The organism is Streptomyces sp. STR69 (assembly GCF_024519455.1).
Lineage (GTDB): Bacteria > Actinomycetota > Actinomycetes > Streptomycetales > Streptomycetaceae > Streptomyces.
The window spans coordinates 1-327 of sequence record NZ_JALJRY010000115.1; the positions used below are offsets into that span (position 1 = coordinate 1).

General features: G+C 69.1%; 1 protein-coding gene. It reads left to right on the forward strand.

Annotation, left to right across the window (positions count from 1 at the left end; translation table 11 throughout):
* Positions 1–327, forward strand: a 327-nt coding sequence (locus OC490_RS49210; protein ID WP_262064577.1) for a hypothetical protein, incomplete at both ends; no start/stop codon positions are given.

Sequence of the window (327 nt, forward strand, 5' to 3'; positions counted from 1 at the left end):
AGGTCGCCCGCAAGGCGGCGTTCGGCCTGGCGGCGTCGGCAGCGGTACTGGGAGCGCTGGGCGCGAGCCACGGCCACGGCGCTGATCACGTGTCGGCGGCCAAGACGGTCGCAGCGGTCTCCTCGGCAACGCCCGGTCAGAGCGGCAAGGTTGGCGGGGAAGCGTCGGTTGCGCAGGGCGCGCACCTGACGACGACCTTCCACCACCCGTTCTACGACGAGACTCGGTCGGCGTTCATCGAGGGCAAGGATCTGAAGGCTGGCGATGTCCTTCAGACTCCGACCGGGACGGCCGAGGTAACCGGCGTTCGGCTTTACCACGCGAACA